Genomic DNA, 23,596 nt, shown 5'->3' on the forward strand with positions numbered 1-23,596 from the left:
ATAGGCACAAGGTAGTATAGGAGAGCTTATGGACTTTACACAAGAAAAAGACTTGCAAAATGAGATTTTTAACAACAAAAGCTTGCAAAGAGATATTTGCTCCGTGCTTGATATGGACTTTTATCAAACCAAGTTCCATAAAGAGACAAAGTTTATCAACGGAATCACGGCGGATTTCACGCTTTTTGAAAACGATAGAATCAAAGCCCTTATGGAGTGCAAAGGTGGGGCTATCAATGTAACGGATTATGTTAGGGGCATAGGGCAGATTTTTCAGTATGAGTATTTTGCAGAAAAGGGCTTATCTATAAGAGATTATGAGTTTTACCCTTTGTGCGAGTTTTCTAGTGTGTATATTTTCCCAGATTCTGTTTTAAGAAATAATGAGTTTAATATAGGGCTTTTTAAATACCCACAAACTAAGAAAATTTTAGAAGTCAATTCCCACTCTCTAGCAGTGCGTTTGATTGATGAAAATGAGCTTTTAAGGCTTGAAGAAAGTAGGCTTAATAATCTTACAATCATTTCACAATACTACATAAGAGATAATAGGCTTTTTGAGCTGTATTTTTTACTGCAAGTTTTAATGCTTTTAAAAATCAAAAAGAAAAAAGTGCATAGATTTACCCTACACGGAGAAAATGGATTTTTACGAAAAACAAATACAATAAATAATGCCAATTGGCGTAATGCTTTTATCTCTCTTTCATCTTTGGGCTTTATTGATAGAGACAATTACCCCACGCAAATAGGGCTAACTTATGCAAATAAGCCTTTTTATGAATTTGCCTATATGCTTTTTGCCTCTTATTTGCGTCCATTTTATGAAGCAATATTTGCTGTTTTGCCAAACAATCTTAACGAAAGCAATCAAGTTTTATGCGCTAAACTTAAGGAACATTTTAACTGCAAAAATGATGTGCTATTTCTCACACAATCTAATGGTAGATATATTTCAAGCTGGTTAAATATCGCTAGAGATGATTTTGGGATTATTGATTTTGCTCCACGCTCAAATGAGAGAAAAATACTTTTTAATCCTTGTGTTTCTAGTGAAATGGCATTTAAAGAACATATCGCAAAACATTCAAAGTGGAATGATTTTGAAGCTAAATTTATGGAGCTTTGTGATGAAATATAACATAGTAGAGTTTTTTGTAGGGGCTGGTGGGTCGCATTTGGGCTTTATGCAAGAGGGCTTTAGCACGCTCTATGCAAATGACTTTGATAGCAATGCGTTAAAAACCTTAGAGCACAACAATAAAAAGCATTTGCAAAATGCCATTTTAGATAGCACAGATATAACGCAGCTTAACCCAAAAGAGCTAAAGAAAAAAGTGGATTCTAGTGTAGATGTGATGTTTGGCGGCATTGTTTGCAAGGGCTTTTCTCTAGCAGGGGAGCGAAGCCCAGCTGATGAGAGAAATCAATTTTACCGCTACTATTTAGATATTGTTAAAGAGCTTAGACCAAAAGTAAGCGTGATAGAAAATGTCAAAGGAATGCTAAATGCTAGAATCCTAAATCCAAACGCGCCCAAAAAACTGCTTGATGAAGTGGATAAATTATGGCAAGAATTAGAAAATTTCAAGGGTAAAAAATCGCAACTTAGAAAAGAAAATAATATAACACAAAAAATTTTAGACTATGGCTTAGAATTGCGAGAAAGAAAACAAAATTTATTAGAGCAAATCAAACTGCATCAAATCTCTGTGCTAGATGATATATATAAAATCTATGAAGCTATGGGCTATAAAGTCCAGCATAAAGTCTTAAATGCGGCGTGGTATGGAGCAGCGACAAAACGAGAGCGGCTTATCATCGTCGCCACAAGGGCTGACTTACAAGGCGACTTTCACTACCCACTGCCTAGATTCTATGATGAAAGCATAGGTACGAAGCTTGATTTTAGCGATGATGAGCTAGCTAAATGCAAGTTTAAAAAGCCGCTAACTTTACGCGAAGTGTTAAGCAAGATTGATTACACAAATGAAAACGACACAGATAATCTCCCTATGCAGCACAATGCCAAGACCATTGAGCGATTTAAGTATATCAAAGAGGGTTGTAATATCGCAGACTCCCTAGATTTACTGCCTAAGCATTTGCAAATTTCTAAATTCTACTCAAGGGGCAATACAATGCGGCTGCATTTTGACAAGCTTGCCCCTACACTAGTGCCCGGACATAGCAACTTCCCCTTGCACCCAAAGGAGCATAGAAGCATTACTATAAGAGAGGCAGCGACTATTACAGGCTTTCCGCTTAATTATAAGTTTTTTGGCTCTCACACCAAGCGTTGTGAGCAAGTAGGCAACGCCGTCCCACCGCCACTAGCAAAAGCGATAGCAAAGAGTGCGAAGGAATTTTTAGATAGACAATTTAGGCAAATACCGGATTGAAAACGCCCCACAGAACTTCTCTTGAAGTAGTGCAAGTGTGTTTTATGCAGATTTTTGACATCGCCAAACAATGCAAGCTAGAAGAAGAGATGTGTAAGACTTATTAGAATGCCGCTTGTGGGCTTTACTTAGATTCTAGCTTTCTTTGTCATTGCAAGCTTTGCCATATAGGCACATAAAAAGTAGATTCTAGCCTTTCACATCTAACAGGCAGAGTGAAGAGAGAGAAAACAGCTCCTTGGGCGTATTTGCGCTAGAGATTTGCACGCTATCAAGCCCTAGCTCATCGCTATGCTCTTGCAAGATTTCTTCCACGCGCTCATTCATCACAGCAAGCTGCGCGCACAGCCTTGCTTCATTGTTCGCACCCTTGGGGGAGACCTCTTGCCAAATAGAGCCGCTAATTGGTCCAAGTCGCGGGAAAATCGCGTAAAAATCCAGCGCATTGCGTGATTTTTTAGGACAGAGCTGCAAGAGCTGGTCCTTGCCATCTTCACTTACTACAAGCGATAAAACACCTTGCGCAAGAGAGAGTGCTAGGAATGCCAGCTCCTTAAAATCCTCCTTATGCGCCGCATTGGCAAGCTGGGAGAGTAGAAAGTCTTTAAGCTCTTGGGTAAATGCCTTGGGATTTGCGGTAAGCAGGCTTAGATCCTGCGCATTAAGCTTTAGGGGCATATTTTTCACTAGCTCATCGATGTCTGGCTTTTTCACAAGCTTGCTTATCACAATCTGCCCTGCGTGGTTGCTTTGCATATTTGCCCAGTAGCTTTTGCCCACTTCAAGCTTGGTGTGCGAGGTGGTTTGCAAGGTGGTGTTCCCAAGCTTTAGGAGATAGGAGCTACCTTGTGATTTGGCTAGGACTTTTAGCAAGATGGGGAGATTGGCATTAAAGTGCTTTGTGCCTTTAGATTCTAGAGCAGAAGCTAGCTTGGGAGCTGCTAGCTTGTCGATCTGGCTAAGCTTGTTAAGCATTAGATTCTAGGTGTTCTAGGCTAGCTTTGATAAAGCTAGCGATCTCATAGCTTAGAGCAAGCTTGGTGCTATGGGGGAGAGTGCGCGCGCTAGAGTCTTGCAGGCTTTGGCGATTGAGTAAGGTGAAGGCATTGTGGCTTGCACCAAATGGGCTAGAATCTAGCGTGTTTAGGCATACGATCTCGCAATCTTTACCGCCATTTTCACGGGGTAAGAGCATAGCCCTAGCACTACTAAGCCCTATTTCAAGCGAGTCTTCAGCCTTAAAGCCCACTTTGACAAAGTCGCTAGAATCTAAGCTTGCTAAGATGTCTTGGGTAGGCTCTAGGGCTAGGTGTAGCTGCGTGGTTTTAGACTTTTTGATCTTGCTAGTGGCTCTGTATTTTGGCGCGAAGTCTGCTAGAGCTGCCGCCATAAGGAGGATCGCACGCTGCTTGCTATGCTTTTTGCGCTGCTTGTTAAGGCGCAAAAGTGCTTGCTTGTAGTCATCATTGCTACGCACTTGCTCTACTTCTATGGCTTTAGGCAGTGGAGTGGGGAAGCTACTGCTAATAAGCCTAACGCGCGCGCCAAGCGTGTAGAGCGCGATAGCTAGCGCACTAGCTTGCAAGCCGCTAGAGTGGTTGGTGATCGCGCGCACAGGATCAAGCATAGCACTAGCCCCGCCACCTGTGATATATACTTCTCTATCAAGCCAGAATCTATCTGCCTTGCTTGCTTTAAGCAGGGCGAACACTAGCTCATCAACATCTGCTAGCGCGCCTATGCCTTTTGTGTTGCACGCTAGTAGGGCACTTTTTGGTTCTATGATTTGTATGCCCATTGCTGCAAGGGTGGTGAGATTGGCTTGAGTTTGTTTAGATTCTAGCATAGCGGTATTCATCGCTGGGGCGCATAAAATAGGCGCGCTTGTGGCAAGTAGCGTTTGGGTGAGAAGATTATCTGCTATGCCGTGGGCGAGTTTGGCAATCGAGCTAGCAGTGGCAGGAGCTAGGATACATAAATCCGCCCATTTGGCATAGGCTATGTGGTTGCAAGAGTGCGGGCGATCTGCCTTGCTAGAGCTAGAATCTAGCTTTTGCACGCTTGTGTCCATAGTGCTCCACTCTTCGCTATGCTCGCATAAGACTTTGTTGTGCGTGATTGCCTCAAAGCTTAGGGGTGTGATGAATCTTTGCGCGCTTTGGCTCATCACCACTGCCACTTGCGCACCAAGCTTTTTAAGCATACTTGCTAGCTCCAGAGCTTTATACGCAGCGATAGAGCCGCTGACACAAAGTAGGATATTGCTATGCAAGGGGGTCTGCTCTAAAAGCTCAGCAAGCGTGCTAGGCTTTGCACTTGGGGCTACAATTTGACTATCCAGCATCACAATCCTTATATAAGAGCACTTTGGAAGTGTGCATTGTAGCCGATTTTGGCAATGTTTGGGCTAGCTCTTAGGTGTGGGATTTGGGAAAATCACTGGAATATCGGCTTTATTAGCAGAGCAGGGGCTATCAAGCGCGATACTAGCCAAGCCAGAGACTAAGCGCGCATCGCTTGGCACAAGGTCATTGCGCAGATAGCTTATCTCTAAAGAGTGGCAAAAGGGATAGGCTATGCTATCAATCACACCAAGGCAAATGCCTGCGCAGTTGTTGTAGTGCGTATGGATAGGGGTGAAGTGCTCCCTTAGCTTCTCTAGCACGCGCAAGCGTAGAATGCTGCCTTGTAAATCATCTGGATCGCACCCGTGGAACTCAAAGATAATTTGAGCAAATGCCAAAAGATCCTGCATAACAATCGCATCTAAAATCTCCCATTCGGCATTTTCTATATCACACTGCAGGATATTATGCGCGCTAGGATCTAGCTTAGATTCTGCTAGAATCCGCGCTAGGCTTATAGTGCTAGCATCATCGCTTACACCGACAAAGGCTTTGTAAAAGTGGATATTTGGGTGATTGGGGTAGGGCGTGTCATCAATAGAGCCATCAAACTCTAGCACTGTATAGCCCTTATCTGCCATCTCTAAATCCCAAGGCGCATAATGCGATACACCAAGTGAGATAGCTATGGGCTTCTCTAGGCTAGAATCTAGCTTTTGCGGGGGGGGGGGGAAGAAGCATACAATATCCGCCATCGCCTGCACCACCTATGCGCACGATTTCTAAGCTAGGGGAGCGCACAGGCTGGATTAGCGTGAAGTAGGAGTTGAGATTTTGTAGATGTGCGATTGTGCGCACACGCGATTTCACGCAGCGGCTATATGCGCGGCAGATGTCTGGGTGTGTTTGTGTGTGGGCAATGAGTGTGCTACAAGCTTGGTAGAAGAGAGCTTTGTCTTTAGGGCTAGTTTGAAGCTTGCGTAGGTGAAGTTCGCCCATCGGCGGATAACTTTCCATAAGCTATCAAGCTTGTGTGATAGATCTTGCATAGGAGTCCTTGAGGTTTCTTTATGATTCTTTGAGAGCTTGTATTGTAGTGTGTGCGGGATAAGAGCTGGCTTAGAATCTAGGGCTTGCGGAGGAGCAACTTAAACGCGTAGGCTTTGGGGCTAAAAATGGCGATTACTGCGGCGAGCCTGCAGTTACGCACGCCCAAGTGCGCGCCTTTGACTCGCCTTGCAAAGCCCCATTTTTATCACCCAAATCCAACCGCGAGCAAGTTATTCTAGAATCTACTTTTTAGCTCCCAATGTTAGCTCCGCAATCCTAAGAAGAAGAACATCAGGCTTCCTTGTCATTGCGAGACACTACGCCAGCAGTGGCGTGGCAAAGCGTAGTTTCTTTGGTAGTCCATAATAAAAGCTAGAATCTAGCCTGTGTTTTAGGTGTGGATTTATGGGTAGGATTAGTAGTGCTAGAATTTAGCTTTATTAAAGTATGATTGCTAAAAGATTTTAAGGCAGAGTATGTCCTACACTTACGCACAAAAAGCGCGCAAGATTCTCCGTATAGCTGTGCCCTCTGGCGCGAACTCCTTGCTTGATATTATAATGCTAGCTCTTGGTATGTTCTTTATGGGCAAATTTGGTGAAGAATATTTAGTGGCATTATCGGTGAGCATGCAGTTTGTGATGCTGTTTTTTGCCATCAATGCGGTGTTTTATATCGGCACAAATGCACAAATCTCTAGGCTTTATGGCGCGCGCGATGAAGTAGCGGCAAAGAGAGTCTTTAGCACGCTTATCACACTCTGTCTTGTGTGTGCGCTGCCACTTTTGGGGCTTGCTAGTGCGCTTGTTATGCCATTTATCGCGTGGATGGATATAAGCGATGGCTCTAGCGCGCTTACGGCGAAGTTTTTGTATATCGTGGTTTGGACACTTCCCACAATGCTGCTAAAAAACATCATCACCTCCGCTTTTGCAGCCATTGGCGATACGCTTAGTGTATTTCTCGTGCGTCTTGCTACGACGGCATTTTGCTTGCTGGCAAATGTCGCGCTTATTTTTTGGGCTGGGCTAGATATTGTGGGTGCAGCACTTGCTAGTGTGCTTACTAGCGTGCTAGAGCTTGTGATTTTCGCACTGCTTGTGTGGAAAAGGGGGCAGTTTTTCTCCGCCAAAAAGCCTATGCTTGTGGGAGAGTATGTGCGCGTGGGGCTATCTGTGGGCATACCTGCTGGGGTTGAGCGATTATTGACCCTTGGGTCTTTAGTGCTTACGACAAAGTTTATCGCAGGCTTTGGAGATTTGGCAGTAGCGGGCAGCCAAATTGGCGCGCGGATAGAGGCGTTTGCCTTTATGCCTGGGTTTGGGTTTATGGTCGCAGCTATGGCTTTGACAGGGCAGAGTCTTGGGGCAAATCGCATAGAAGTGGCAAGAGATTTGCATAAGACTATCTTGCAGATTTCGTGCGTGGTTATGGGGGTGCTTGGCGTGCTTATGGCGGTGTTTGCAGCTCCTTTGAGCGAGATTTTTTACCGCGATGAAGAGGTGGTAAAAATCGCTGTGTGGTATTTGCTAGCAGTTGGCTTCTCGCAAGTGCCTTTGGTGGTGGTGTTTGTGCTTGATGGTGTGCTGCGGGGTGCTGGGATCACAAACCTTAGCTTGCTAATCAACGCCCTTAGCATTTGGTGTGCGCGTATCGCGCCGATGTGGCTAGGCATAGAGCTTGGGCTGCCTTTGTGGTGGGTGTTTGTGATGATTTTTGTAGAGACTTATATCCGTGCTTTGGTGTTTTATATCGTGTATAAAAGGGGCTATTGGCAGGTGAAAAAGCTTTAATACTTGCGCACTCTCGCGCGATTGCAGTTGGCTTTTCTCACTTTTTTATAAATTATAAGAATGATTTAAGAATTTTCACTTATAATTCCCAGAATCCACTTAAAAATGAAAAGGAGCTACAATGCTATCAAAAGAGGTTATCGCGCGTCTAAACGACCAAGTCGCTAAGGAAATGTTCGCTTCAAATTTGTATTTGAGTATGAGCTCTTGGTGCTATACGCACCGCTTCGATGGGGCTGGGGCGTTTTTGTTCGAGCACGCAGGACAGGAGAGTGAGCACGCAAAAAGGCTTATCACCTACCTAAATGAGACAGACTCTAATCTCAAGCTACAAGCGATCAAAGAGCCAGAATCTAGCTTTGCAAGCTTGCTTGATGTTTTTACACAAACTTATGAGCACGAGGTTGGTATCACGCAGTCTATCAATGAGCTTGTGGATTTTACGCTAGCACAAAAGGACTTCTCTACCTTTAACTTCTTGCAATGGTATGTCGCCGAGCAGCACGAAGAAGAAGCACTATTCCGCGGTATTGTGGATAAAATCAAGCTTGTAGGCGATAGTGGCAATAGCTTATATCTTGTCGATCAATACATTAAAACTCTGCTTGGCAAATAGGCTTGGCAGGCTGGTCTCCGCGTCTTTGGGCGGGGGCTAAACCCTAGAATCTAGCTTCATTATTTATCTCTTTCTACTTTCACGCTGATTTTATCTTGCTCCACTATACTTGCAGTGTTTATGGATTTTTCTATAAACTACACCACTTTAAAGGATTGAAAATGACCACATTGCGATCGATTATCGTAGCGACAAGTTTTGTGGCTTGTGGGTTTAGCACAAGCTTTGGCGCGGATTTTAGCAAGCTAGATGATGCGGCGTTGGTAAAGAAAGTCGCAAGCCTAAGTGCGCAAGATGAGCCAGAGTTTGTAATGGAAGTGCATAAGCGACTAAAGGCAAAAGACGAGCCGCAGGCGAAAGCATTTAGAGACGCTATCCACCAAGCACGCAAAGCCGCGCACGATAAGCTATCTAAAGAGCAGCGACAAAGCCGCGCAGTAGAAGCGTGCAAGGCTATGCAGAAAAAGACAGATTCTATGAGTGGCAAGGAGATTAGAGAAGCGGGGCTGAAAATCCACGCCGACTGCGAGAGGCTAAAAGAGTCCAAACGCAAAGAGCCAAAATGCCACAATCATAAAGATAAGCCCAAAGAAAAGCCTAGCGATAAGCCCAAAAAGGACAAATAGCACAATGGCAGCAAAACTCCTGCTTGTAGAAGATGATGTCCTGCTCTCTAGTATGCTTACTTCTATTTTGCAGGAGAAGGGCTTTAGCGTGTGCTTATGCGAAGATGTGCAAAGTGCTATGGAAAAGGGCTATGAAGAGCATTTTGACCTCTATATCTTTGATGTAAAGCTCCCAAGCGGTGATGTGCAAAAAGTGGATTCTAGGGCAGATTCTAGCCTAGAGTCCAATGGCTTTACTCTCCTGCGCTATCTACGCGAAGCTGGCAAAACTAGCCCTGCGATTATGCTCACTTCTCTCGCCCAAGCTAGCGATGTCAAAGAGGGCTTTGAGTCTGGCTGTGATGATTATATCCGCAAGCCTTTTGATGTAGAAGAGCTGCTGCTGCGTATCAACTCCTTGCTAAAGCGACCATTTTACCACCAAGACTCTCCCACAATCACGCTGCATAACGGCGTGCGCTTTGACTGCATACAAAAGACGCTCTACTCCCCACAAGGCGAGCTAATCGCGCTGACAAACAAAGAGCGCGAGCTTTTAGCCCTGCTTGTGCAAAAAAGAGGGCAGTTTGTCTCTCAAGATGAGATATTTGAGCGCGTATGGAGCTATGATGAGAGTCCTACAAGTATGGCACTGCGCGTATATGTGAAAAACTTGCGCAAAATTTTGGGAAAAGAGAGCATTATCACCCAGCGATTTTGCGGCTACTGCTACAAGGCATAAGAGTGCGCACAAATTTCTATAAAAGCGTGAAATTTCATAAGAGTATTTTGTCTATCTTGGCATTGTATCTTGGCACAAGTATTGTGCTGCTTGGGGTGATATGCTTTGTGATGTATCACAAAGGCTTGCAGAATCTTAAAGCCAACCAAATGGCGCAAATGCGCGATGACTCCATAAAAATCGCGGCAATTATCTATGAGCAAAAGGGCATAGAAAATGCGATAGATGAGCTAGAAAGCGCGATAAATACGCCATTTGCGATTGTGGATTCTAGCGGTGGAGTTGTGTTTAGCACCATTGCGTTTGATATTGGCGCGATCATAAGCGCATTAAAAACACAGCGTCCCGCACGCTTTGGGGAGCAATTTTTCATCGATCATCGATTTTTGCGCCATATTCCGCCCCCTAGTCAAAAATTCCCAAAAAAGATATTCCACTATGTCGATAGCCTGCATATCCGCATTATTTTGCAAGGCTACAATATCGATGATAGCTTCCCCCTGCTTGCGCCAAAGCCCATAGAGCAGCTCTCTTTAGCCGCCATCGATGTCCCAAAAGAAGTGCGCAAGCTCAAGGTAGAAATTTGGCTCTACTTTGCCTGCGCCATTGTGCTTATGGGGATAATCGCCTACTACCTTACGCGCCTAGCCCTAGCACCCATACGAGAAAAAATCCAAACGCTTGAACGCTTCATTAAAGACTCCACACACGAGATCAACACCCCACTTAGCGTGATTTTGATGAGTGTGCAGAGCTTTGATACCAAAAATCTTAGCGCGAGTAATCTCACTAAACTCCAGCATATCAAGCTCTCCGCCCAGAATCTCAACCACCTCTACCAGAATCTTATTTTCCTAAATTTTTACCAAGGCAAGGGCGTGATACAAAAGCTTGATATGCAGGGGCTTGTAGAGCGAAGATTGGAGTATTTTAGCGCGCTCTTTGCGCAAAAATCCCTTACCATTACCAAAGACCTAGCCCCAGCCTTTTTATACGCAAACTATGATGAAATCGTCATTTTGCTTGATAATCTCCTAAGCAATGCGATGAAATACAACAAAAAGGGCGGGAGCATTTGCATAAGCCTTATGCGCAATGCAGAATCTAAATCCACTCTTACTATCGCTGATAGCGGCTGCGGACTAGAGCCTAGCGAGATAGAGCAGATTTTCACACGCTATACACGCTACCACGAGAGCCAAGGCGGGTTTGGCATAGGGCTGTGCCTTGTGAAAGAAATCGCCACGCGCTATGGGATAGGCATTAGCGTGGAGAGTGAAGTGGGAGTGGGGAGTAGATTCTCTCTATCGTGGTAGTAGCTCTTGCAGCTTGGCAATGCTAGAATCTATCACACTAGATTCTAGCTCTTTGCTAATGCTTGATAGCGGCTCTTGTATGATCACATAGCGTTTATCTTGGCTGCCCCAGCGTTTGGTATCAGTGTGTGAGACTAGAGCGATACTTGGGGTGAAGAGATTTTCTGCTAAATGCAATGCCCCAGTGCTGCCTGTGATAATGCAGCTCATCATCTCTAAAAATGCTGCGAGATTGTGGAGGTCGCCTTGATTGTGGTAGATGATACAGCGATCTTGCAGGGTGCAAGAGTGCGTGGCGTTGTAGTCTTGCAAGGCTTCTTGGAGCAGTGCGTGTGTCTTGCCATAGGTGCAGATACAAGGGATACAATTAGGCAAAGCAGCGACTTTATCAATGAGTGTGAGATAGCTTTCAAGATGGAGAGAGTGCGTGGCTGCTATGGTGAAAGGATTGATACAGATTAGATATAGTGGGGTTTGCGAGCTGCTTAGGCTTAGGGCAAGGGGATTTGGGGGGCTGCTAGGTGTGCGGGCGCGGTGGGCTTTGGTGAAAGCGATTTTGCTCTCTAGGGTGGCGTTGGCATTAAAATCACTGCGACAAAAGCGCGTAAGCTCTGTGGCAAGGAAGTGCGCTATTTCTTGCTTTTGCTTATCGCTGCTTTTGACCCTAGAATCTAGGAAATCGATAGAGTCTATATGCTTATCAAAGCGCGCTTTATCGATAGCGCGTGCTAGGAGTAGGAGCGTTTGCCTGTGGGTTATGCTAGGGTTTAGCAATAGCACAGGGCGGAATCTTTTGCGCAGGATATTAGCAAGCTTGGCGCGTGTGATGATGGTAGTGGCATTTGTAGAGGCAAAGAAGCGCAAAGCTTTCGTCTTGCAGCTAAGGGAGAGCAGGTAGGTGGCATTATAGGCGTTGATTTTCTCTCTATTTATAGCGGTGGCAAGCTCACCTTCTAGCAGGCAAAACTCATCGACAAAATCTAGCCCTTCAAGCAGCTCTTGTAGGGTATCACGGGCGAAGACAACAAGGCGGGCTTGGTAGATTCTCTTTAATGCGAGCAGAGTATCAAGGGCGATGACATTATCCCCCAATCCATTGACATTATCTGCGTGGAGAAAGATTATCGTAGGCTTATTAGTATCATTAGCGTGAGATTGCTTGTGTATCATAAGTGTGTCCAGAATCAAGCTGGCGCACCCAAGAGGATTCGAACCTCTGACCTACGGCTTAGAAGGCCGTTGCTCTATCCAGCTGAGCTATGGGCGCAGGAGCTGGGTGGTGCGCCCGAAGGGAGTCGAACCCCTAACCCCCAGATCCGAAGTCTGGTGCTCTATCCAATTGAGCTACGAACGCACAAAATGGGGTGGATGATGGGGCTCGAACCCACGACCCTCAGTGCCACAAACTGATGCTCTAACCAACTGAGCTACACCCACCATAATAAAAAACGAAAAGAAAGAAAAATAAGATTCTAAAATGGTCGGGGCGAAAGGATTCGAACCTTCGACCCCTTGGTCCCAAACCAAGTACTCTAACCAGACTGAGCTACGCCCCGATCACATATCCCAAACACTTTAGAAACGCGCATTATAGCCAAAGGCTGCAAATAATGTCAAGCTAGGCTAGGACTTTAGCGGCGCGCCTTTGTAGAAGAAAAACACAGCAGCTAGCCCATATAAAACAACACTCATAATCACAAACATTTCAATAAGCCCAAAGGCTTTGACAATGGGCTGGGTGAGAAAAGGCGAGCAGAACTGCCCCATAAACAAAAAGCTTGCCAAAAACCCATACGCCTTAGGACGCTCGCTATCGCTTGCAAGCATATAGAGCCACGAGCTATTGTTGATGAGTATGAGTCCTAGCCCAGCACCCACACACACAAGCGCGATAAGTAATGCCCCATAGCTATGAAACACCCCAATAATGAGCAGCCCCGTGCCTATGAGCATAAGTGCAGCAGAGGCGATATGCTTGATAGAGAGAAATGCGCGCACGCGGTTATACATCAAGCTGAAAAATGCCATAGCCAAACTTGTGCTCGCCATAGAAATGCCAATTTGAGAATTAGGCTTATCTAGGATATGGGAGATGAAAAAGGGGATTTGTGTGGGCACGACATTAAACATCATCATCGCAAAAAATCCTAGAAAATACACAGGAGCAAATTTGTAGAGCCAAGCCCACATAGCCTGCGCGCGCTGCGCGATAGAATCACAAGCCACCTTTGGTGTGCGGGGTGTGGGGCTTGGCTCAAAGAGCGCACTTCTAGCATAGATAAAGATAAGCACCCCACCCAAATACGCAAGGAATGGAAATCTCCAGCTAATTTCTGCGAGCATTCCCCCGCCTACAAGGAAGATCGCCCCGCCAATAGCCATAGCGAAGTTTTGCGTGCTAAGGACCTTTTCTCTTACCCTGCCTTTGTAGTAATCCCCTATCAGTACGCCCACACCTGTGGCTAAAAACGCCGTAGCAACGCCTAAGAAAAAGCGCGATACAAGCAAGGCATAGAGATTATCGAGCATAAAACCACTTGCCCCAGCCACACTCCATAGAAGCAGTGCAGCAAGGATAATAGGCAGCTTCCTATAAGCAGCATAGGCAAACCCAGCCAAAGGAGAAAAAATCATAATCGATAGTGCTGGTAGCGTAAGGATAAGCTTAGAGAGCATATCCGCGTGTGGCGTGCTGGCAAAATGCGCTTCAAGCTCAGGCAAGCTTGGTGCGATGATAGTAGGACCAAGCACGGTGGTAGAGGCGATGGTAAAAATAGCAAGCTTAGTGATAAGGGTCGGGCTGCGTAGTGGCTGTGTCATAATCTCTCCATAATGTAGGATCTAAAGCTTTTAGTGATGTTTGTCGGCTCTAAGGAGTAAGGCATTGTAGCAGATATTGCGCTAGTGCATTTAGATTCTAGCTAGAATCTAGGGTTAAGTGTAGTTGTGTTATAATAGAGCCTTGCGAGAGATCGCTCAATAATTACACACAACCAAAGGAGATGATATGTTTGAACTACGCAAATTACCTTATGAAAAAGACGCATTTGGAGATTTTCTAAGCCCGCTAACTTTTGACTTCCACTATGGCAAGCATCATCAAACTTATGTCAATAATCTCAACAACCTAACAAAAGGCAATGAGTTTGAAAATGCCGAGCTTTATGACATTATCAAAAAGTCTAGCGGCGGGATTTTTAACAATGCAGCCCAAGTGTATAACCACGATTTTTACTGGGATTGCATCGCGCCAAAGTCAAGCGAAATGAGTGCCGAGCTAAAAGCTGCGATAGAGAAAGAATTTGGCAGCGTTGATGGCTTTAAAGAAAAGTTTATCCAATCTGCTACTACACTCTTTGGCTCTGGCTGGTGCTGGCTGGTGTTTGACCCAAAATCTAGCAAGCTAGAAATTGTCCAAACAAGCAATGCAGCTACACCTATCACAGAAGATAAAGTGCCTTTGCTTGTAAGTGATGTGTGGGAGCACGCGTATTATATTGATCATAAAAATGCGCGCCCTGCGTATTTGGAGAAGTTTTTTGGCCATATCAATTGGGCGTTTGTCTCTAGCGCATTTGAATGGGCGCAAAAAGAAGGCACTAGCTCTATCCGCTTTTATATCAACGGCTTACATAAGAAATAGCCCCTACACATTGGGTGTATGCCCAATGTGCTTCACCTTGATTTTTTCTTATTTTTCGCTACAATCTCACTCTACTTTTTGATTATCTTCAAAGATTCCAGCAGTTTGTGTCTCTCGTGCTTGCTTTCACGCCCACACACTGAACCTAACTATAAGGATTTTTAATGGCAGATCACTCTCATAAACGGCAGCAACATATCCCTGTGGAAGCTTATAAGCTAGAAGAGCTCAATATCAAGCCCATAGCCGAGCTCATCGCAATCGCGCAATCTCTCTCAATCGACAACCCCCAAGAGTTTAAGCGACAAGATTTGATGTTTGAAATCCTAAAGACACAAGTCTCCCAAGGTGGCTACATACTCTTCACCGGGATTTTAGAGATTACAAACGAGGGCTACGGCTTTTTGCGTGCTATTGATGAGACATTTACCGATAGCAAAAACAACACCTATGTCAGTCAAACACAAATCTATCGCTTCGCCTTGCGTAATGGTGATATTGTAACAGGGCAGGTGCGTCTGCCTAGGGAGCAGGAGCGGTATTACGCGCTACTAAAGATTGAAGCAGTTAATTATATGTCGCTTGAAGAGATGAGAAATCGCCCGCTTTTTGATAATCTCACCCCACTTTTTCCCACCCAGCAGCTACGCCTAGAATACCAGCCCACAAAGGTTACAGGTAGAATGCTTGATCTCTTTAGTCCCATTGGCAAGGGGCAGCGCGCCTTGATCGTGGCTCCTCCTCGCACAGGTAAAACTGAGCTTATGAAAGAGCTAGCGCACGGCATTAGTGCCAACCACCCAGAAGTAGAGCTTATGGTGCTGCTTGTCGATGAGCGACCAGAAGAGGTTACTGATATGCAGCGCAGTGTTAAAGGTAGCGTATATAGCTCGACTTTTGATTTGCCATCAAGCAGCCATATCCGCGTAGCAGAGCTTGTGCTAGAGCGCGCTAAGCGCGAAGTAGAAAATGGCAAAGATGTGGTGATTTTACTAGATTCTATCACGCGTCTTGCTCGCGCTTATAATGCGGTAACTCCAGCAAGCGGCAAGGTGCTAAGCGGGGGCGTTGATGCCAATGCCTTGCATAAGCCTAAGCGATTTTTTGGCGCGGCGCGCAATATCGAGCAAGGTGGTAGCCTTACTATCATCGCCACTGCACTCATTGACACAGGCTCAAGAATGGATGAGGTGATATTTGAAGAGTTTAAAGGCACAGGAAATGCCGAAATAGTCTTGGCGCGCAATATCGCAGATCGCAGAATCTATCCTGCCTTTGATATTCTAAAATCTGGCACAAGAAAAGACGATCTCCTGCTTGGCAAAGATAAGCTCACAAAAGTATGGATGCTGCGCAATGTAATGCAGCAGATGGACGATATTGAAGCCCTATCTTTTATCTACGCCAAAATGCAGCAAACAAAAGACAATGAAGAGTTTTTAAACAAAATGAATGAAAAAGAGTAGGCAAGCCTATGGGGTCGCTTAAGCGTGTGGGGATTTTTGATAGTGGAGTGGGGGGGCTTAGTGTCGCAAAAAGCGTGCTAGAATCTAAGCTATTTGAGAGTGCGGTGTATTTTGGTGATACAGCGCGCGTGCCCTATGGTGTCAAAGATGAGAAGACCATTGTGGCTTTTGCGCTAGAGTGTTTAGAGTTTTTCCGTGCGCAAGAAGTGGATATGCTGCTTGTGGCGTGCAACACTGTGAGTGCTTACGCGCTAGAATCTATGCGCGCTTATGCGAGCTTTCCCATTATCGGTGTGATAGAGCCGGGCGTGCTAGCTAGGATCAATGCTAATCCAGCCCTAGATTCTAGCACGCTAATCCTCGGCACACAGGCGACTATCACTTCAGCGCGTTATCAAACGCTGCTGCAAAAAGCTGGATTCTCGCGTCTTTGCGCGGTGGCGACAGGGCTCTTTGTGCCAATTGTAGAGGAGGGCAGCTATCGCACACCAAGTGGCGCGCCCATCTTGCAAGCGTGTTTGCACCACTATTTGCACCCATTTTTGCAAGCAAGTGAGTTTGGCGGCGAAGCTCCTGATACAATTATCCTAGGCTGCACGCATTTCCCACTTATCGCCAAAGAAATTAGCGCGTATTTTCAGCACCAAAGCACGCTGATCCACTCAGGCGATGCGATTGTGGAGTATTTGGTGGAGCATTTCGAGCTTAAGCCCAATACTTATGGAAAAACGGAGATAGAGTTTTTTGCTTCAAGCGATGTGAATGGACTAAAAAAGCGCGCGCAAATTTGGCTCTATGACAAGGAGAAGTAAGTGAGAGATCGTAAAGTAGTGCGCTTTTCTGTGTCTTTAGAGCCAAGCTTGCTAGAAGCTATGGATATGCGCTTTATCAAGCAGGGCTATACCTCGCGCTCCGAGCTTGTGCGTGATCTAATCCGCCAGAAGCTCGCCCAAGAGCAGTGGCAAGATGATGGCAATCTACAAACAGCAGTGCTAGTCATTGTCTATGACCACCATCAAAGAGAGCTGAACCAAAAGATCATCGACATAGGGCATAACGCCAGCCACAATGGACTAGAGATCCTCTGCACAACGCATATCCATATCGATGCGCATAATTGCCTTGAGACGATTATCTTGCGTGGAATGGGCGGGCAGATACAGCAGTTTGCACTTGATCTCTCTGGGCTTAAAGGTGTGAAGTTTAGTAAGCTTACGCGCGCTAGCACATTTGATATGCAGCAGTAGCGGGGTGTAAAGGTGGATTCTAGCTCGCAGCACTCTATGGTAGTGCTTTTTGGCGGCAGCTTTGACCCACCACATTTAGGGCATTTGGAGATTATAAAAAGGCTAGATTCTAGCTATAAGCGCGTGATTGTAATCCCTGCATTTTGCAATCCATTTAAATCTATGCCATTAGCCTCGATACATACGCGCATAGCGTGGCTAGAAGAGCTTTGCGCAGATTATTTGCGTGTGGAGATTAGCGACTTTGAGGCACGAGCTAATCGCGTGGTATATGCCATTGAGTATGTGCGCTATTATGCTAGTAAATATGGGGAGATTGGGCTGGCATTAGGGAGTGATGCGCTAGAGTCTTTGCCTAGGTGGAAGGAAGCTAGCGAGCTAGCGCAGCTTGCTAAGATTGTGCCACTTATGCGGGATTTTGGGGCTTGTGAAACTACTCAAACAAGCAGTTCCCAAACAGAGATAGCCACACAAACACAAAAGCTAGATTCTAGGTATAGCACCACCAAGCCCTTGCATATCACAGGCTTCCCCATATCTTCCACGCAAATCCGTGCTGCAATTGCACGCGGCGAGTTTGAGCAAGTAGCACACTGGGTCCCGCCAAGCATTGTTCCTTGTATGCGAAAAATATACTACAATACCCGCTAACTTTGCTAAAAGGAGCAAGATGAATCAGGCATTATCCAAGCGCACACAAGCCATAGTCCAAGCACTTGATGAGAAAAAAGCCCAAGATATTGAGATCTTTGATGTAGAAGAGAGCGAGTATATCACCGATAGCGTGGTGATTGCCACAGCACTAGCTGGCAAGCATTCTTATGCCTTGCTTGATCATCTAAAGACTGCGTGTAGTGATGAAGAGTTTTACTATGTTGATGATGAGAGTGAAGACTGGATTGTCGCGGATTTGGGGGAGATTATGGTGCATATTTTTACAGACAATACTCGCAAACGCTTTAACCTTGAAGAGTTCTTGCGCAATCACTTTGTGCGCGGGTAGGCTATGCGCGTAGATTTGCATAACCACACGCCGCGCTGCAAGCACGCAAGTGGAAGTCCAAGTGAGTTTATCGCGCGTGCTAAGGAGCTTGGGGTTGATGTGTATGGATTCTCCTGCCACGCGCCAATGAAGTTTGATGAAGCCTATCGTATGGGTAGTGATGAGCTAGAATCTTATTTTGCAGAGATTGGAGAGCTAGCCCAAGCAGAGCAAGGCGCGATTGAAGTGCTATGCGGGCTTGAAGTGGATTTTATCAAGGGCAAGGAGAGCTTGCTAGAAGAGCGTGTGCTGCAAGCTAGTGTGGATTATCTCATAGGCTCGGTGCATTTTTTAGATACTTGGGGGTTTGATAATCCAGCCTTTATAGCAGAGTATGCCAAGCGTGATATGGTGCAATGCTGGAGAGAGTATTTGAGGGCGATAAAGGCTATGGCTGATAGCGGGCTGTTTCAAATCGTGGGGCATTTGGACTTGCTAAAAGTATTTGGACACACAATGCCAGAGTGCGTGGGCGATGAGCTAGAATCTGCCCTAGAATCTATCGCAAAAGCACAAATGAGCATTGAGATAAATAGCGCAGGACTGCGTAAGACAATCGCGCAAGCCTACCCTAGCAAGGAGATTTTATCGCGTGCTTTTGCATATCAAATCCCTATTACATTTTCTTCAGATGCGCATAGTATAGAGCAGGTGGGGGCTGGCTATGGGCAGTGCTTAGAGCTGGCTAGATCGGTGGGCTATACAGAGTGTGTGATCTATCGCAAAAAGCGCGCGATCACTTTGGGGCTTAAAGGCTAGGGTGCTAGCTTGGCGTCAATGACTGGGGGAGTTAGCACCCAGAGCCAGCGCAAATCTATCGGTGCGTGTGCGTTAGTGAAGCAAGGTTGTAGGCGTATGCTTTGGGCGATTTTTTTGCCATTAGATTCTACTACTAAGCAGCCTTCAGTGGCGATTGATTGTATCTGCAAGGCACCGCTAGAAGTTGGCAGTAGGGAAAATAGCGTGCGGTGATCACCGAGCCTAACTGCCGAGCACTCACCCACACTAAGCCAAAACCCATTGCTCATAAGGCATTTATCATCTTTGCTAATATGGCGGAACTGCACCGCGCCAAAGGGAAATTTCCTAGTCAAATAGCCCGGCAGCATTACTTCTACAAGATTCCAGCTTAGCTCTGCGACACCACCGCCAGCATAGAGAGACTCTCCTGTGCTCATAGTGCGGATAGAGACAGACTGATTGGTGATAAGCTTTTTAGCATAAAGTGATGGGGTAAGCACTAGCACGCTAGCTAGAATCCACAGCCTAGAGAGATTGCTAAAAGTCATAGATAATCCTTAACTTGCTAAAGATAATGGGGATAAACACGGAGTCAAACTGCTGCCTTACATTGCCATACCCTAGATAGGCATTAAGCGTGGGGGCTAGGTATGCAGACTCACCAGAGTTCCCACTAAGGGCGTATTCTAAGATGCCGCCACTTTTCCTAGTCGCCACAGATGGTGCGATGATAGCTATGCGCTCTTGTAGTTTTGGTGGGATAGATGATTGCAGGGCTTGGGGGTGGATATTAAAGCTTCCAAGGATAAGCCACTGCAGCGATTGCGCTCTTTGGTGCTTGCTAAAGTAGTCAAACACATTAGTGATATTAGCTAGAGTGTCTGCCCCCTTTCTATCGATAGAATCCATCGTGATAAAGACATCATCACCCAAAGCTATGGCTAGCATTGGTAAGGAGATTTTACTGCTTGGCTTAATGGCAAAGATCTCACTCGCGCGCTTTTTGGTGATTATGGCAAGGTTGATCCCACGCATATCAGTATCTGTGCGCATAAAATACACATACACTCTCCCTTGTCCCCTGCCTAGATCCCATTGGTATTCTTGGATAGGAAGTGTGGTCGCATAAGGCAGGGTGAAGGTATTGAGAAACTCCACATTTGTAGGAAGCCCGCCGACTTCTTGTAGTGCTAAAATATCTACACCATTGCTCCCGCTAAGTAGGCTGCGGATTGTGTTGTTCCACTTTTCTTCGATGGGCATTTGTGTGTCATTTAGATTCCACGAGCCTATTTTGTATCTGCGCATATCAGCTAGCGCGTGTGTAATGGCAAAGCACGCCACTAGGGCTATAAGTAGAATCTTGTGGGATATGGTCGATGATGTGGGCATAGCATCTCCTTCAAACTATGGGTAGATAATTGGCGTGGGCTTGAGAAAAGGCGGGATAATAAACCACTGCTGCTCGGAGTTTGCCACTTGTAGGCATTTATTAAGCGTGATTGGGTGGTTTGCCTTGGTGTGCATACTTGTTTGCAAGCAGAGATTTGTGCTAGCACTTTGGATAGCACTTGCGCCATTATCCATAGGCAGTATGCGGAAAAACTGATTAGGGTTATTGGGGTCGCACGGATAGTGTATCACACCTTGCCCATAGGCATTTAAGCAAGTGCGCGTAAGCTTATTAACAAAGCGGAAAAGCCCATCGCCAATGGGCTGCATAGCCCAGTTAAACGCATCACCAAAGCTTGCATTTAATGCCGCAGAGTGCGCCCAGACCCAGCTAGCAGGTGCGCTAGCCCAGACACTCACCACGCCGCCACCTTGATTGAGCAGTGCGACAAAGTCTCTAGCATCGCCTGAGAGTGGGCTAAGGCGAGACTTTGCATTGTGGATAAAGCTTGGGGCTGCCTGCTTGGCTGGGGCGGTGGGCTTTGTGCCTATCCCTAGTGGGTCATCGATTTGATCAGGGATTTTGCCATTGATATTTGCTGCAAGCGGATTTGCTGTATTTTTGGCGCAGCTAGCTAGGGTAAGCACGCCAAATGCTAGCGCAAATAGCGATCGCATAAGAGTAGGTGAAAATGGTAGATGCGGCACACAAACTCCTTATAACTTATGGTATTCTAGTTAAGTAAGCAAAAACTATGCCTAGAATCCTTTATGTTTGCTGCGTGAGAAAGTGATTAGGTCTTTTGCTGTGCAAATGGAGCTAGGGAGGCAGAGGCACGCGATCTCAAATACCTTTAGCGCGGTGAGTGCATCGGCATAGGCTCTATGTGCCTTTGGCGTGTTGATCCCTAAAAATTCGTTTAAATATTGCAAGGAATATCGCTTGGAGAGAATAGTCCTTTTGGCTAAATCGATTGTGCATAGGCGGTGATTGAGCAAGCTTCCAAGTCCGCAGGATTCTAGCGCGTGGCTAATGAAGCTATAGTCAAAGCCCACATTATGCGCGACAAACACACTCTGCCCCAAAAATGCGCGGAAATCTTCTAAAACCGCTTGCACTTTGCGCGCATTTGCCAGCATATCAGCAGTAATGCCTGTAATATCTGTGATAATCTCTGGCACAAATGGCGCGTAAATAAACTCATCAAACTCCCCCACAATCGCGCCATTTTCATACATAATCGCACCAATTTCTATGATTTGGGACTCTTGTGGGCGCGCGCCTGTGGTTTCTATATCAACAAAGCAAAATTTCTGCTTGGTATAAGGCGTGCTAGCAGTGTGGAGGAAGTAGGCTTGCGCGTTAGATTCTAGTGGGAAGCCTTGGGCTTTTAGCAGCTCTAGCTCTAGCATATCTGCCCCAAAGCTTTCTAGGAGTGCTTGCATATCATCGTGTGCGAGCGCGTGGCTATGTAGCCTTGTATCTAGGGCTTTGGCAAGTGGTGTTAGATTGGCTATCAATGGGAATCTTTAAGGCTTTAGCGAGCATATAGCTTTAGCATAATCGCTACTATTAAAGATATAGCTCCCTGCCACAGCGACATCAACGCCCGCTTCTTGCAGGCTTTTGATATTGCTTGCATTGACCCCGCCATCAACTTCAATCAAGCAGCTAGGGTTTTTGGACTCTATCAAGTCTTTTAATCGCCGCGCTTTGTCAAGCACACTTGGGATAAAGCTCTGCCCCCCAAAGCCCGGATTCACACTCATTAAAAGCACCATATCCACATCTGGCAAAATATAGCGCAAGCTCTCTTCGCTTGTGTGTGGATTTAGCACGACTGCGGGGCGCACGCCATTTGCGCGGATATGAGTGATGAGCCTATGCAAATGCGCCACTGCTTCAATATGCACGCTGATAAATTCTGGGTGCAAGGGCAAAAAATACTCCACAAACCACTCGACTCTCTCCACCATTAAATGCACATCAAGCGGGATACTCGCGCGCTTAGCGACTTGCGAGATGATAGGTAGCCCAAAGGTAAGATTAGGGACGAAATGTCCGTCCATCACATCAATATGCAAATAATCTGCACCAGCCTTGCAGATAGAATCCACTTCTTCACCAAGCCGCAAAAAATCCGCAGACAACAAACTAGGAGAAACAAGCATAAAAGACCTTTAGAAAATATGGAGTTGTAGATTAAGTAAATATGCTTAAAGCATAGCATAATTTGCTTTAGTTTATAATCACAGCGAAATTCACAACACCCAAGCAACCAAGGACATACAATGACAGAATCCAAGCTAGAATCTATGATTACAGAGATTTTCTCCAGCATACAAGAGTGCGCTACTAGAGTGCAAGAGCTTTTACAACGCGATGATAGTGGCTACCTAGCTAGCACCAATGCTAGTGGCGATACACAGCTAGCCGTTGATGTGCGCACAGATATGCTACTAGAGCAAGCCTTGCTAAAGCTCCCTTGTGTAAAGGGTGTTTGCTCGGAAGAAAAATCAAGCGCACTCTATAAGCAGGGCGCAAACATCGTAGAATCCACTTCTTTACACGCTTTAGAGAGCGGCTTGCTTGTAGCCTATGACCCACTTGATGGCTCAAGTCTCTTTGACTCAAATTTAAGCGTGGGGAGCATATTTGGGATTTATGATAGCGTATTTGGTGCGAGCGCACTTGTGGCAGCTGCATATATCGTGTATGGACCACGCTTAGAAGTCGTGCTAGCTTACAAGGAAGCAAAGCACTATGTCTGTAATGAGCAGCAGTGGCGCAGTAAGGGCGCATTGCAGCTAGAATCTAGGGGCAAGCTTAATGCCCCCGGCGGCACGCAAAAGAATTGGGAGGCAAGGCACAAAGAGCTAGTGGAGAGCTTGTTTGCCAAAGGGTATCGCCTGCGCTATTCTGGGGGTATGGTGCCAGATTTGCACCAGATTTTATGCAAAAGGGGCGGGCTTTTTAGCTACCCTGCTACAAGCGATGCGCCAAGTGGCAAGCTAAGGAAGCTCTTTGAAGTTTTCCCCTTTGCCTTTATCTATGAAAGAGCTGGCGGAGAAGCGATAGATGGGCAAAGGCAGCTGCTCTCTCTGCCTTGTGATAGTCTGCACGAGAGCACGCCTTGCTTTTTAGGAAGCAAGGAGGAGATAGCCCAAGTGCGCACAACCTATATGAAATAAGGAG

The 23,596-nt window shown here is 45.9% G+C and carries 26 protein-coding genes and 4 tRNA genes; 15 read left to right on the plus strand and 15 right to left on the minus strand.

Going from position 1 to position 23,596, the window contains the following annotated elements:
- Nucleotides 1-28 precede the first annotated feature (28 nt).
- Together F4V45_RS05990 and F4V45_RS05995 are read left to right on the plus strand one after the other, a co-directional pair.
- Entirely contained in the window at nucleotides 29-1,141 is a 1,113-nt protein-coding gene (locus tag F4V45_RS05990; RefSeq protein WP_150337499.1) for a hypothetical protein, read from the plus strand.
- A complete protein-coding gene (locus F4V45_RS05995) occupies nucleotides 1,131-2,402 on the plus strand; it encodes a DNA cytosine methyltransferase (protein WP_150337500.1) in 1,272 nt (423 codons plus the stop codon). The genes F4V45_RS05990 and F4V45_RS05995 overlap by 11 nt, the downstream gene beginning before the upstream one ends.
- A 189-nt stretch (nucleotides 2,403-2,591) precedes the next feature.
- Here the strand turns inward: F4V45_RS05995 and F4V45_RS06000 are convergent, their stop codons facing one another.
- The 4 genes from F4V45_RS06000 to F4V45_RS06015 form a co-directional block, all read right to left on the minus strand.
- A complete protein-coding gene (locus F4V45_RS06000; protein WP_150337501.1) occupies nucleotides 2,592-3,377 on the minus strand; it encodes a hypothetical protein in 786 nt (261 codons plus the stop codon).
- Complete coding sequence (coaBC, locus tag F4V45_RS06005) at nucleotides 3,370-4,746, minus strand: bifunctional phosphopantothenoylcysteine decarboxylase/phosphopantothenate--cysteine ligase CoaBC (RefSeq protein ID WP_150337502.1); 1,377 nt, start codon at nucleotides 4,744-4,746, stop codon at nucleotides 3,370-3,372. Before coaBC ends, F4V45_RS06000 begins: the two co-directional genes overlap by 8 nt.
- A gap of 63 nt (nucleotides 4,747-4,809) precedes the next feature.
- A complete protein-coding gene (locus F4V45_RS06010) occupies nucleotides 4,810-5,502 on the minus strand; it encodes a hypothetical protein (protein ID WP_246145209.1) in 693 nt (230 codons plus the stop codon).
- Nucleotides 5,450-5,764, minus strand: coding sequence for a hypothetical protein (locus F4V45_RS06015; RefSeq protein ID WP_150337503.1), 315 nt, complete (start codon nucleotides 5,762-5,764; stop codon nucleotides 5,450-5,452). Before F4V45_RS06015 ends, F4V45_RS06010 begins: the two co-directional genes overlap by 53 nt.
- 509 nt (nucleotides 5,765-6,273) lie before the next feature.
- Here F4V45_RS06015 and F4V45_RS06020 point away from each other — a divergent pair.
- The 5 genes from F4V45_RS06020 (at nucleotide 6,274) to F4V45_RS06040 (ending at nucleotide 10,869) form a co-directional block, all read left to right on the plus strand.
- A complete protein-coding gene (locus tag F4V45_RS06020; protein ID WP_150337504.1) occupies nucleotides 6,274-7,590 on the plus strand; it encodes an MATE family efflux transporter in 1,317 nt (438 codons plus the stop codon).
- A gap of 121 nt (nucleotides 7,591-7,711) precedes the next feature.
- On the plus strand, nucleotides 7,712-8,206 hold the full coding sequence (ftnA, locus tag F4V45_RS06025; RefSeq protein ID WP_150337505.1) for a non-heme ferritin: 495 nt from the start codon (nucleotides 7,712-7,714) through the stop codon (nucleotides 8,204-8,206).
- A 161-nt stretch (nucleotides 8,207-8,367) separates the two neighbouring features.
- Complete coding sequence (locus F4V45_RS06030) at nucleotides 8,368-8,832, plus strand: DUF1104 domain-containing protein (protein ID WP_150337506.1); 465 nt, start codon at nucleotides 8,368-8,370, stop codon at nucleotides 8,830-8,832.
- A gap of 4 nt (nucleotides 8,833-8,836) precedes the next feature.
- A complete protein-coding gene (locus tag F4V45_RS06035) occupies nucleotides 8,837-9,553 on the plus strand; it encodes a response regulator transcription factor (RefSeq protein ID WP_150337507.1) in 717 nt (238 codons plus the stop codon).
- 2 nt (nucleotides 9,554-9,555) lie between these two features.
- A complete protein-coding gene (locus F4V45_RS06040; RefSeq protein ID WP_150337508.1) occupies nucleotides 9,556-10,869 on the plus strand; it encodes a sensor histidine kinase in 1,314 nt (437 codons plus the stop codon).
- On the opposite strand, the gene F4V45_RS06045 is transcribed toward F4V45_RS06040, so the two are convergent.
- The 6 genes from F4V45_RS06045 to F4V45_RS06070 form a co-directional block, all read right to left on the minus strand.
- Complete coding sequence (locus F4V45_RS06045) at nucleotides 10,858-12,039, minus strand: glycosyltransferase family 9 protein (protein WP_150337509.1); 1,182 nt, start codon at nucleotides 12,037-12,039, stop codon at nucleotides 10,858-10,860. The genes F4V45_RS06040 and F4V45_RS06045 overlap by 12 nt on opposite strands.
- A gap of 20 nt (nucleotides 12,040-12,059) precedes the next feature.
- Nucleotides 12,060-12,136: transfer RNA gene (locus tag F4V45_RS06050), tRNA-Arg, on the minus strand.
- Between the two features lie 10 nt (nucleotides 12,137-12,146).
- A tRNA-Arg gene (locus tag F4V45_RS06055) sits at nucleotides 12,147-12,223 on the minus strand.
- 6 nt (nucleotides 12,224-12,229) lie between these two features.
- A tRNA-His gene (locus F4V45_RS06060) sits at nucleotides 12,230-12,306 on the minus strand.
- Between the two features lie 41 nt (nucleotides 12,307-12,347).
- A tRNA-Pro gene (locus tag F4V45_RS06065) sits at nucleotides 12,348-12,425 on the minus strand.
- Nucleotides 12,426-12,492: 67 nt separating this feature from the next.
- Nucleotides 12,493-13,689 (minus strand): MFS transporter, encoded by a 1,197-nt coding sequence (locus F4V45_RS06070; RefSeq protein ID WP_150337510.1) that lies wholly within the window; start codon nucleotides 13,687-13,689, stop codon nucleotides 12,493-12,495.
- 187 nt (nucleotides 13,690-13,876) lie between these two features.
- On the opposite strand from F4V45_RS06070, the gene F4V45_RS06075 reads away from it, so the two are divergent.
- From F4V45_RS06075 to F4V45_RS06105, 7 genes are all read left to right on the plus strand, one after another.
- Nucleotides 13,877-14,512, plus strand: coding sequence for a superoxide dismutase (locus F4V45_RS06075; RefSeq protein ID WP_150337511.1), 636 nt, complete (start codon nucleotides 13,877-13,879; stop codon nucleotides 14,510-14,512).
- A 164-nt stretch (nucleotides 14,513-14,676) separates the two neighbouring features.
- The gene (gene rho / locus F4V45_RS06080; protein WP_150337512.1) at nucleotides 14,677-15,978 is read left to right on the plus strand and encodes a transcription termination factor Rho; all 1,302 of its coding nucleotides are present in this window, start codon (nucleotides 14,677-14,679) and stop codon (nucleotides 15,976-15,978) included.
- An 8-nt stretch (nucleotides 15,979-15,986) separates the two neighbouring features.
- Nucleotides 15,987-16,790 carry a glutamate racemase gene (gene murI, locus F4V45_RS06085; RefSeq protein WP_150337513.1) on the plus strand — a complete coding sequence of 268 codons (804 nt, stop codon included), beginning with the start codon at nucleotides 15,987-15,989 and terminating at the stop codon, nucleotides 16,788-16,790.
- Nucleotides 16,791-17,225 (plus strand): nickel-responsive transcriptional regulator NikR, encoded by a 435-nt coding sequence (nikR, locus tag F4V45_RS06090; protein ID WP_150337514.1) that lies wholly within the window; start codon nucleotides 16,791-16,793, stop codon nucleotides 17,223-17,225. It abuts the gene before it with no gap.
- A gap of 12 nt (nucleotides 17,226-17,237) precedes the next feature.
- The gene (locus F4V45_RS06095; RefSeq protein WP_150337515.1) at nucleotides 17,238-17,876 is read left to right on the plus strand and encodes a nicotinate-nicotinamide nucleotide adenylyltransferase; all 639 of its coding nucleotides are present in this window, start codon (nucleotides 17,238-17,240) and stop codon (nucleotides 17,874-17,876) included.
- A 19-nt stretch (nucleotides 17,877-17,895) separates the two neighbouring features.
- Nucleotides 17,896-18,228 carry a ribosome silencing factor gene (gene rsfS / locus F4V45_RS06100; RefSeq protein WP_023930165.1) on the plus strand — a complete coding sequence of 111 codons (333 nt, stop codon included), beginning with the start codon at nucleotides 17,896-17,898 and terminating at the stop codon, nucleotides 18,226-18,228.
- 3 nt (nucleotides 18,229-18,231) lie between these two features.
- Complete coding sequence (locus tag F4V45_RS06105) at nucleotides 18,232-19,026, plus strand: histidinol-phosphatase (protein ID WP_150337516.1); 795 nt, start codon at nucleotides 18,232-18,234, stop codon at nucleotides 19,024-19,026.
- Here F4V45_RS06105 and F4V45_RS06110 read toward each other — a convergent pair.
- From F4V45_RS06110 to rpe, 5 genes are read right to left on the minus strand one after another with little or no spacing between them, the layout of a single operon-like run.
- Nucleotides 19,023-19,556, minus strand: coding sequence for an RICIN domain-containing protein (locus tag F4V45_RS06110; RefSeq protein ID WP_150337517.1), 534 nt, complete (start codon nucleotides 19,554-19,556; stop codon nucleotides 19,023-19,025). The genes F4V45_RS06105 and F4V45_RS06110 overlap by 4 nt on opposite strands.
- On the minus strand, nucleotides 19,546-20,400 hold the full coding sequence (locus tag F4V45_RS06115; protein WP_150337518.1) for a cytolethal distending toxin subunit B family protein: 855 nt from the start codon (nucleotides 20,398-20,400) through the stop codon (nucleotides 19,546-19,548). Before F4V45_RS06115 ends, F4V45_RS06110 begins: the two co-directional genes overlap by 11 nt.
- A gap of 15 nt (nucleotides 20,401-20,415) precedes the next feature.
- Nucleotides 20,416-21,108: an RICIN domain-containing protein gene (locus F4V45_RS06120; protein WP_150337519.1), complete on the minus strand. Its 693-nt coding sequence runs from the start codon at nucleotides 21,106-21,108 to the stop codon at nucleotides 20,416-20,418.
- A 51-nt stretch (nucleotides 21,109-21,159) separates the two neighbouring features.
- Nucleotides 21,160-21,921 (minus strand): 3'-5' exonuclease, encoded by a 762-nt coding sequence (locus F4V45_RS06125; protein ID WP_246145210.1) that lies wholly within the window; start codon nucleotides 21,919-21,921, stop codon nucleotides 21,160-21,162.
- Between the two features lie 9 nt (nucleotides 21,922-21,930).
- Nucleotides 21,931-22,572, minus strand: a complete 642-nt coding sequence (gene rpe, locus F4V45_RS06130; RefSeq protein WP_150337520.1) for a ribulose-phosphate 3-epimerase — start codon at nucleotides 22,570-22,572, stop codon at nucleotides 21,931-21,933.
- A gap of 120 nt (nucleotides 22,573-22,692) precedes the next feature.
- Between rpe and F4V45_RS06135 the strand changes: the two genes are divergently transcribed.
- The gene (locus tag F4V45_RS06135; protein ID WP_150337521.1) at nucleotides 22,693-23,592 is read left to right on the plus strand and encodes a class 1 fructose-bisphosphatase; all 900 of its coding nucleotides are present in this window, start codon (nucleotides 22,693-22,695) and stop codon (nucleotides 23,590-23,592) included.
- The last annotated feature ends 4 nt before the right edge of the window (nucleotides 23,593-23,596 follow it).

Source organism: Helicobacter canis (assembly GCF_008693005.1).
Lineage (GTDB): Bacteria > Campylobacterota > Campylobacteria > Campylobacterales > Helicobacteraceae > Helicobacter_B > Helicobacter_B canis.